The organism is Mycobacterium colombiense (assembly GCF_003284975.1).
Taxonomy (GTDB): Bacteria; Actinomycetota; Actinomycetes; order Mycobacteriales; family Mycobacteriaceae; genus Mycobacterium; species Mycobacterium europaeum_A.
On the sequence record NZ_QMEU01000160.1, the window covers coordinates 1 to 7,521 of the forward strand.

A 7,521-nucleotide genomic window follows, 5' to 3' on the forward strand; every position below is an offset into this window, starting at 1 on the left:
GTCGTCAGCGGCACCGAGGGCGTGTCGCCGCCGAGCAGCCCGGCGGGTTCACCGCCCCGGAAGCCGAACACCGCCTGGTTGGGATCGCCGGCGATCAGCGCCAGCTCGGCGCCCGCGGCGAGCACCCGAACCAGCCGGGCCGCCTGCGGGTCCAGCTGTTGGGCGTCGTCGACCAACAAGACGCGGATCCGGCCACGTTCGGCGGACAACAGCTCGGGGTCGACGGCGAACGCCTCCAGCGCGGCACCCACCAGCTCCGCGGCGCCCAGCGCGGGTGTGGTCGCCTCCGGCGCGGCCGTGCCCACCGCCGCGCGCAGCAGCATCACCTGCTCGTACAGCCGGGCGAATTGTCCGGCGGCGGTCCATTCCGCCCGCCGGCAGCGACGGCCCAACCGCTCCAGTTCCTGGGGGTCCACGCCGCGTTCGGCGCAGCGCGCCAACAGGTTTCGCAGCTCGGTGGCGAATCCTGCGGTACTCAGCGCCGGGTGCAGCGGGGCCGGCCAGGCCGTCGCCGCGCGTGGCCCGTCTTCGAGGTCGCCGGCCAACAACTCCCGGACGATGGCGTCCTGTTCGGCGCTGGTGACCAGCCGCGGCGGCGCCTCACCGGCCCGCTCGGCCGCGCGCCGCAGGACCGCGTACGCGTACCCGTGCACGGTCCGCACCAACGGCTCGCTGATTGCGGCCCGCCCCGGGCCGGCGGATCGCGCGCGCAGCAACGCCGTCGTCAGCGCGCTGCGCTCGGCCATCCCGATCCGGCCGGAACCGGTAAGCAGCAAAACCGATTCCGGGTTGACCCCGGCGTCGATCTGGGCGACCGCCGCGTCGATCAGCAGGCTGCTCTTGCCGGTGCCGGGCCCGCCGAGAATACGCAGCTGACCGCGCGCACCCGGGTCCAAGACGGTGTGCGCTTCGGCGTCCCACGTGTAGGCCATGACGGCATGACATCACGAGGGTCCGACAGATCTAGCGCGCGACGAACGCGGCCTGCAGCAGCCGGTGGTCGAACCCGCCGATCGTCTCGCCGGTGACCGCGTACTGGTAGACCGCGACTCGGAAGATCTGGCTCAGCGCGGTTCGAGATGAACGAGATGACAACGGCGACCGCTGCGAAAGCGCCCAACCGCGCCCGATTCTGCCCAGGACCGCTCGGGTTGGGTCGTCGAGGTGACCGAGCGGTCAGCGTACCCGGCCGCGCCGCCGCGGTCTCTTACCCTGGAGGCCGCAGCAGTCGGACAACGGAAGGAGGGGTGCAAGACCATGAACGACGACGAACGCGGCTTTCCCATCGACGAGGCGCCGGAAGGCGACGCGGTGGAACAACGGCGGCCTGTCGATTCCGACGACGAGACCGGTCTGGACATCGGTTACGTGGCCGCCGCCGCGGACCGGGAAGCCAACGAGGCCGACGTGATCGAGCAGGCTTACATCGTCTCCACCGACGACGATCGGGATGACGACCGTTAGGGACCGCCCGCAACCCGCGACCGCGGTGGCTGGCACCATCGACTGGTGACCGCGAAGTTGCATGTACACCGCTACGGCCCGCCGGGTCCGGTGCGGATCCTGGCATTGCACGGGCTGACCGGCCACGGCCAGCGCTGGGAGCATTTGTCCGGCTTGCTGCCCGGGATCGGAATCGCCGCACCGGATCTGGTGGGTCATGGCAGGTCTTCGTGGGCGGCGCCGTGGACCATCGACGGCAACGTCACGGCGTTGGCCGCGCTGCTCGACGAACAGCCCGGCACACCGGTGGTGATCGTGGGCCATTCGTTCGGCGGCGGGCTGGCGATGCAGCTGGCCGCCGCCCGCCCGGATCGGGTGGCGGGGCTGCTGCTGCTCGACCCGGCGGTCGGGCTGGACGGCGAGTGGATGCGCGAGATCGCCGAGGCGATGCTGTCCTCGCCCGACTATCCCGACGCCGAGGAGGCGCGCCTGGAAAAGCTGCACGGTTCGTGGTCGGATGTCGAACCCGCCCTGCTGGACGCCGAGATCGACGAGCATCTCATCGCGCTGCCGGGCGGCCGCTACGGCTGGCGGGTGAGCCTGCCGGCGATGATGTCGTACTGGAGCGAGTTGGCCCGCGAGACCGTGCTGCCACCCGCGAAGACCCCGACCATTTTGGTGCGGGCCAAACGCACCACGCCGCCCTATGTCACCGACCAACTGATCGACGCCCTGGCGGAGCGGTTGGGAGCGGATTTGCGGCTGCTGGATTTCGACTGCAATCACATGGTGCCCTACGCCAAGCCCGACGAGGTCGCCGCGTTGACCCGCGAGCTGTTGGAAGCCGGCTGACCGTGGCGCCGGTGACCGACGAGCAGGTCGAGCGGGTGCGTGCGCTGGTCGCCGCGATCCCGGCCGGACGGGTCGCCACCTACGGCGACATCGCCACTGTCGCAGGGCTTTCCAGCCCGCGCATCGTCGGCTGGATCATGCGGACGGACTCCTCGGACCTGCCCTGGCACCGGGTGATCACCGCGTCCGGTCGCCCGGCGCGACACCTGACGACCCGCCAGCTGGAGCTGTTGCGCGCCGAAGGCGTGCTGGCCACCGACGGCAGGATCGCGCTGCGCGAGGTTCGTTACGAGTTCGCCGACGGACGCTAGAGCACCAGCCGGACCAGCGCCGCGGTGCGGGCCAGGCCGGGGAACGACTCGGCGGTCGACCTTGGGTGCAGCGCGTGGACCGCGAGGCGAAACATCAACGCCCGCAACAACATCTGCGGCCATTCCGGCAGGGCGTTCCAGCGCTCGATGAGGCCGTCGTCGGCCTCTCCCCAGGACAGCGCGTCGATGACGACCACACCGGCCGCCCACGACGCGGGCCGCCAGTACGGGGTGATGTCGGTGATTCCCGGCGCCGCGGTGCCGACGAAAAGCACTGTGCCGTACAGGTCTCCGTGGACCAGCTGGTTGGGGCTCTTGGTCGGCTTGCGCAGGGTGCCCAGCTGCTGGAGCAGCTCCACCGACCGCTCGGCGTCCGCCGTCGCGGGGGCGGAGCGCGCACCTGGGGGCACCGAGGCCAGCGGCCGTTCCTCCCACGCCGCGCGATCGGCGGCGATGAAGATGTCGACGTCGCCCCACGGCGCCGTGGGCCCCTGGGTCAGAAAGCGGGGCCGATCCAGTTTGCCCGTCGCCTCGTGCAGGCGCACCGCGGCCGAGACGACTTCGTCATGGCGGGGCTCGGGCGTCCCGGCCACGAAGGTGTCCGCCCGCCACCCGGATACGACGTAGCGCCCGTCGGTGGAACGCACCGGCCGGGCCAGGCGAACGCCGTCCACGAACAGCGTCTCGCGAACCCGGGCGGACCACGCCGCGCGGGCGTTGTCGGCCACCAGCGACAAGACGACTTCACCGCACCGCCAGCCGCCCTCCCAGCTGGCGCCCAGATTGACGGGTTTAACGCCGGCCAAACCAAACGCCGACAGCACATGATCCGGCGGTGGCTCGACTGTCACACCGGTACTCTAAACGAGTCCAACAAGCGGTGATCGCTAGCACAGCGGCGGGTCGCCGCAGTCCAAAGGCGTACGGGTCAGTACATGACCATGTCGGGTTGCATCTGCTGCGCCCACGCCACGATCCCGCCCTGCAAATGCACCGCGTCGGCGAAGCCGGCCTTGCGGACCACCGCCAGCGCCTGGGCCGAGCGCACCCCCGTTTTGCAGTACAACACCGGCGGGCGGTCCTGCGGCAACTTTGCCAGCCCCTCGCCGGAATTGATCGAGGACTGCGGGATCAACTGGGCCCCGTCGATGTGCACGATGTCGAACTCCACCGGCTCCCGCACGTCGATCAGCGCCAGCTTCTTGCCCGAATCCAGCCAGTCACGCAGCTCGCGCGGCGTGATGGCCGACGCGGCGTCCTGCGCCGAGGGCTCGGGCGCCACGCCGCACAGCTGCTCGTAGTCGACCAGCCCGGTGATCTTTGGCCGCGACGAATCCGACGGGTCCCGGCGGATCGCGATGGTGCGGTAGGTCATCTCCAGCGCGTCATAGATCATCAACCGGCCCAGCAACGACTCGCCGATCCCGGTAATGAGTTTGATCACTTCGGTGCTCATCACCGAGGCGATGGAGGCGCAGACGATGCCCAGCACGCCGCCCTCGGCGCAGGACGGCACGGAGCCGGCCGGCGGAGGCTCGGGGTACAGGTCGCGATAGTTGAGCCCGCGTCCGTTGGGGGCATCCTCCCAGCACACCGAGACCTGGCCCTCGAAGCGGTAGATCGATCCCCACACGTAGGGCTTTTTCGCCAGCACCGCCGCGTCGTTGGCCAGATACCGGGTGGCGAAGTTGTCGGTGCCGTCCACGACCAGGTCATAGCGGCCGAACAACTCCACGGCGTTGGTGGAATCCAGCCGGAACTCGTGCAGCCGCACGTCCACCAACGGGTTGATCGCGGCGATGGAGTCGCGCGCCGACTGCGCCTTGGACCGTCCGACGTCGGCCACCCCGTGGATGATCTGGCGCTGCAGGTTCGACTCGTCGACCACGTCGAAATCGACGATGCCGATTGTGCCCACGCCCGCGGCCGCCAGGTAGAGCAGCGTCGGCGCGCCGAGGCCACCGGCCCCGATCACCAGCACCCGGGCGTTCTTGAGGCGCTTCTGCCCGTCGAGCCCCAGGTCCGGAATGATCAGGTGCCGGCTGTAGCGGGCCACCTCGTCGCCGCTGAGGTGGTCTGCGGGCGCCACCAGCGGCGGCAGCGACGTCGACACTTGCGAAACATCTCCTCGATCGAGTTCTCCCACCATCACAGCAGCCCGCGCCGGGCGCGGCAACGAGGCGGTGCGCTGCAGGCCCGGTCAGGCGATCGGGTACGGCCAGGGATTGAACCGGCAGGTCTTCCCGTCGGCCTTGACGACGTCCGGGTCGAACTGGGCGGCGTCGTTGTTCGACGTGGAGAACGTCTGCTGCATCATCACCGGCGCCAGGGCGTTCTGCTGCTCGCAGGGCTCGTGGTGCAGGTATCCGATGGCGTGGCCGACCTCGTGGTTGATCACGTACTGCCGGTAGGAGCCGATGTCGCCTTCGAACGGCACGGCTCCCCGTACCCAACGCGCCTCGTTGATGAACACCCGCGCCTCCCGGTTGGCGCCGAATACCGGGTTGTAGCAAGAGGTTTCGAGCCGGAATTCGTAGCCACACCCTTCGCGCACCGTCACCGGCGAGACCAGCGAGATCCGAAAGTCGGGTTTGGCCCCATTGGTTCCGTCGATCCGGATGAAAGCGAACTGGGGGTTGTGCGTCCAGCCCTTCGGATTGGCCAGCGTTTGCTCGACCATCTGGGCGAAGGCGTCGTCGCCGCCGAACATCGTCGGGTCGATGCCATTCTCCACTTCGACGGTGTACCTGAACACCTTGGCGGTGCCCTGCCCGATCTGGGGCGTGGCGCCCGGGACGACGTGCCAGGTCTTGTCGCCCGCCTCGGTGAACGGGCCGCCGTCCGGCAGCGTCCCGGCCGGCAGGTTGGCGTCGAATGCGGCCAGCCCACGCGGCGGGGCGTCGATGATCGTCGTGCCGACCGCGCCGATGGCCGGCGGGCTCTGAATGGGTTTGTTAGCCGTCGGCTTGGGTGCGCCGGTGCCGGTCACCGTCTGGTACATCACCACCGCGGTAAGCACCACCAGGACGGGCAGGGCGTACGCGCGCCACCCGTAGGTGGAGACGAAGCGGCCCAGCCAGGTCTGCTTGCGCCATTGTCGCGGCCGTTCACGGTCGGCCCGCGGTCGTCCTGCTTCCCGCGCGATCGGGTCGCGCAGCGCGCGCAGCGGCTCTCGCCACTCGTCGCGTAACACCGGCACGCGACCGGTGCCGCGTGGGGGCCGCGGGGACGTCATTTCCCCAGGATTACACAGGCAGGCACCGCCGCCGCCGGTGGCGCGCCCGAATCCGCCGTCCGACACCGCTTCTGCCAGCGGCGACGACGGCGATGACGGTCGCATCGACCGGTCGGGTAGTAAGGTCTTTGCCACGGGCTGCGAGCGGTTGGCCCCGGATTTCCGACAGGGCCGGCCGCCGATAATCAGATGAGGACTCGATGAGCGAACTCGCCAAGGTGCCGGCGCGGCGCGCCGTCAGATCGGCTGACCGCGGTCGGCCGGACGGGGCCGCGGTTTCCAACCGGCGAGGCAACCGGTTGCCCCGCGACGAGCGGCGCGGCCAATTGCTCATCGTGGCCAGCGACGTGTTCGTCGACCGCGGCTACCACGCGGCCGGCATGGACGAGATCGCCGACCGCGCCGGGGTTAGCAAACCCGTTCTGTATCAACACTTCTCGAGCAAGCTCGAGCTGTACCTCGCGGTGCTGGCGCGGCACGTGGAGAACCTGGTCTCGGGCGTTCAGCAGGCGCTGAGCACCACCACCGACAACCGGCGCCGGTTGCACTCCGCGGTGCAGGCGTTCTTCGATTTCATCGAGCACGACAGCCAGGGTTACCGGCTGATCTTCGAGAACGACTACGTCACCGAACCCGAAGTGGCCGCCCAGGTGCGCGTCGCCACCGAATCCTGCATCGACGCGGTGTTCGCGTTGATCAGCGAGGATTCGGGGCTGGACCCGCACCGGGCCCGGATGATCGCGGTCGGTCTGGTCGGAATCAGCGTCGACTGCGCCAGGTACTGGCTGGATTCCGACCGCCCGATCTCCAAGGCGGACGCGGTCGACGGCACCGTGCAGTTCGCCTGGGGCGGGTTGTCACACGTGCCGCTTACCCGCTCCTAGCGCGCCTTGCCGGCGTGTTTGCCGGTTTCGGCGCTGATCCCGAAGCCCACCCGGCGCGCGTCAGCGGCGCCGATCTCGACGTAGGCGATCTTGGCGGTGTGAATCAGGAAGCGGCGGCCCCGCTCGTCGCTCAGCCGCAGCAGGCCCGAGGCGTCGCTCAGTGCGGCGCTGACCAGATCTTCGACCTCGGCGGGCGTCTGGGCGCTGGCAAGGACCAGCTCGCGCGGACTATCCGTGATACCGATCTTGACCTCCACGGTCACCCCTTCCATGGGTCTTGCAGTCATTCCGCAGCTCTTGAAGTCCCGGCCCTGTCAGCAGCAGGCTAGTGGACGCGGCCGACCCCCACCTCGTCGCATCCCCACACTTCGCGGTCAGCGAAACCGGTCGCGGCCCGATAACGATTCGCTCTCAGGTTGTCTCACCCACCCGCGCGATACCCGATCCGTGTTTTCCCATGGCTAACTTCGGCACCATGGGTACCACGTTGCCGCACCTTGACGACAGGATCCGGGCTTACCCCGACGACGACGACGTTGACGACGCCTGCGATACCGATCCCTACCTGAACGCCGACTACAACTGGACGGGCTGGCCCGTCGACTCGCGCTGGCGCCCCGCCACGATGATCGTGGGCGCGGTGGTGGCCGTGGGCGCTATCGCCACCGCCGTCATCATCAACAGCGGCGACAGCGCGTCCACCAAGGCCACGCTGGGCGCCCCGGCTCCCCACCCGGTGACCTCGGCACCCGCGACCACCAAGGCGTCCGTGCCGCCCAGCGCGTCCCCGGGCCCC

At 69.6% G+C, this 7,521-nt stretch carries 10 protein-coding genes and 1 pseudogene; 5 read left to right on the forward strand and 6 right to left on the reverse strand.

Translation table 11 applies throughout. From position 1 onward, the window contains the following. Both DQP58_RS25235 and DQP58_RS27440 read right to left on the reverse strand, forming a co-directional pair. Nucleotides 1-932 (reverse strand): UvrD-helicase domain-containing protein (locus DQP58_RS25235; RefSeq protein ID WP_165827953.1); only part of this gene is annotated, 932 nt, incomplete at its 3' end. 31 nt (nucleotides 933-963) lie between these two features. Then, entirely contained in the window at nucleotides 964-1,095 is a 132-nt protein-coding gene (locus DQP58_RS27440; RefSeq protein WP_276310531.1) for a hypothetical protein, read from the reverse strand. 162 nt (nucleotides 1,096-1,257) lie between these two features. Here DQP58_RS27440 and DQP58_RS25240 point away from each other — a divergent pair, with 162 nt between their 5' ends. Genes DQP58_RS25240 through DQP58_RS25250 form a run of 3 tightly spaced genes read left to right on the forward strand, consistent with a single transcriptional unit; the run spans nucleotide 1,258 to nucleotide 2,606 of the window. Further along, on the forward strand, nucleotides 1,258-1,464 hold the full coding sequence (locus tag DQP58_RS25240) for a hypothetical protein (RefSeq protein ID WP_112710818.1): 207 nt from the start codon (nucleotides 1,258-1,260) through the stop codon (nucleotides 1,462-1,464). A gap of 45 nt (nucleotides 1,465-1,509) precedes the next feature. Then, nucleotides 1,510-2,295, forward strand: a complete 786-nt coding sequence (locus DQP58_RS25245) for an alpha/beta fold hydrolase (RefSeq protein ID WP_112710819.1) — start codon at nucleotides 1,510-1,512, stop codon at nucleotides 2,293-2,295. A 2-nt stretch (nucleotides 2,296-2,297) separates the two neighbouring features. Beyond that, nucleotides 2,298-2,606 (forward strand): MGMT family protein, encoded by a 309-nt coding sequence (locus DQP58_RS25250; RefSeq protein ID WP_112710820.1) that lies wholly within the window; start codon nucleotides 2,298-2,300, stop codon nucleotides 2,604-2,606. Here DQP58_RS25250 and DQP58_RS25255 read toward each other — a convergent pair. The 3 genes from DQP58_RS25255 to DQP58_RS25265 all read right to left on the reverse strand — a co-directional run bounded on the left by DQP58_RS25255 (nucleotide 2,603) and on the right by DQP58_RS25265 (nucleotide 5,946). Further along, nucleotides 2,603-3,457, reverse strand: a complete 855-nt coding sequence (locus DQP58_RS25255; RefSeq protein ID WP_112710821.1) for a TIGR02569 family protein — start codon at nucleotides 3,455-3,457, stop codon at nucleotides 2,603-2,605. The two genes, DQP58_RS25250 and DQP58_RS25255, sit on opposite strands and share 4 nt — an antisense overlap. 77 nt (nucleotides 3,458-3,534) lie before the next feature. Then, complete coding sequence (moeZ, locus tag DQP58_RS25260) at nucleotides 3,535-4,719, reverse strand: adenylyltransferase/sulfurtransferase MoeZ (RefSeq protein WP_112710822.1); 1,185 nt, start codon at nucleotides 4,717-4,719, stop codon at nucleotides 3,535-3,537. Nucleotides 4,720-4,806: 87 nt separating this feature from the next. Then, complete coding sequence (locus tag DQP58_RS25265; RefSeq protein ID WP_112710823.1) at nucleotides 4,807-5,946, reverse strand: DUF3152 domain-containing protein; 1,140 nt, start codon at nucleotides 5,944-5,946, stop codon at nucleotides 4,807-4,809. Between the two features lie 95 nt (nucleotides 5,947-6,041). Between DQP58_RS25265 and DQP58_RS25270 the strand changes: the two genes are divergently transcribed. Then, a complete protein-coding gene (locus DQP58_RS25270) occupies nucleotides 6,042-6,725 on the forward strand; it encodes a TetR/AcrR family transcriptional regulator (protein WP_066867944.1) in 684 nt (227 codons plus the stop codon). On the opposite strand, the gene DQP58_RS25275 is transcribed toward DQP58_RS25270, so the two are convergent. Then, nucleotides 6,722-6,982 carry a DUF3107 domain-containing protein gene (locus tag DQP58_RS25275; protein ID WP_112710824.1) on the reverse strand — a complete coding sequence of 87 codons (261 nt, stop codon included), beginning with the start codon at nucleotides 6,980-6,982 and terminating at the stop codon, nucleotides 6,722-6,724. The two genes, DQP58_RS25270 and DQP58_RS25275, sit on opposite strands and share 4 nt — an antisense overlap. A 218-nt stretch (nucleotides 6,983-7,200) precedes the next feature. Between DQP58_RS25275 and DQP58_RS25280 the strand changes: the two are divergent. Then, a pseudogene (locus DQP58_RS25280) lies at nucleotides 7,201-7,521 on the forward strand (MmpS family transport accessory protein); the annotation flags it as partial.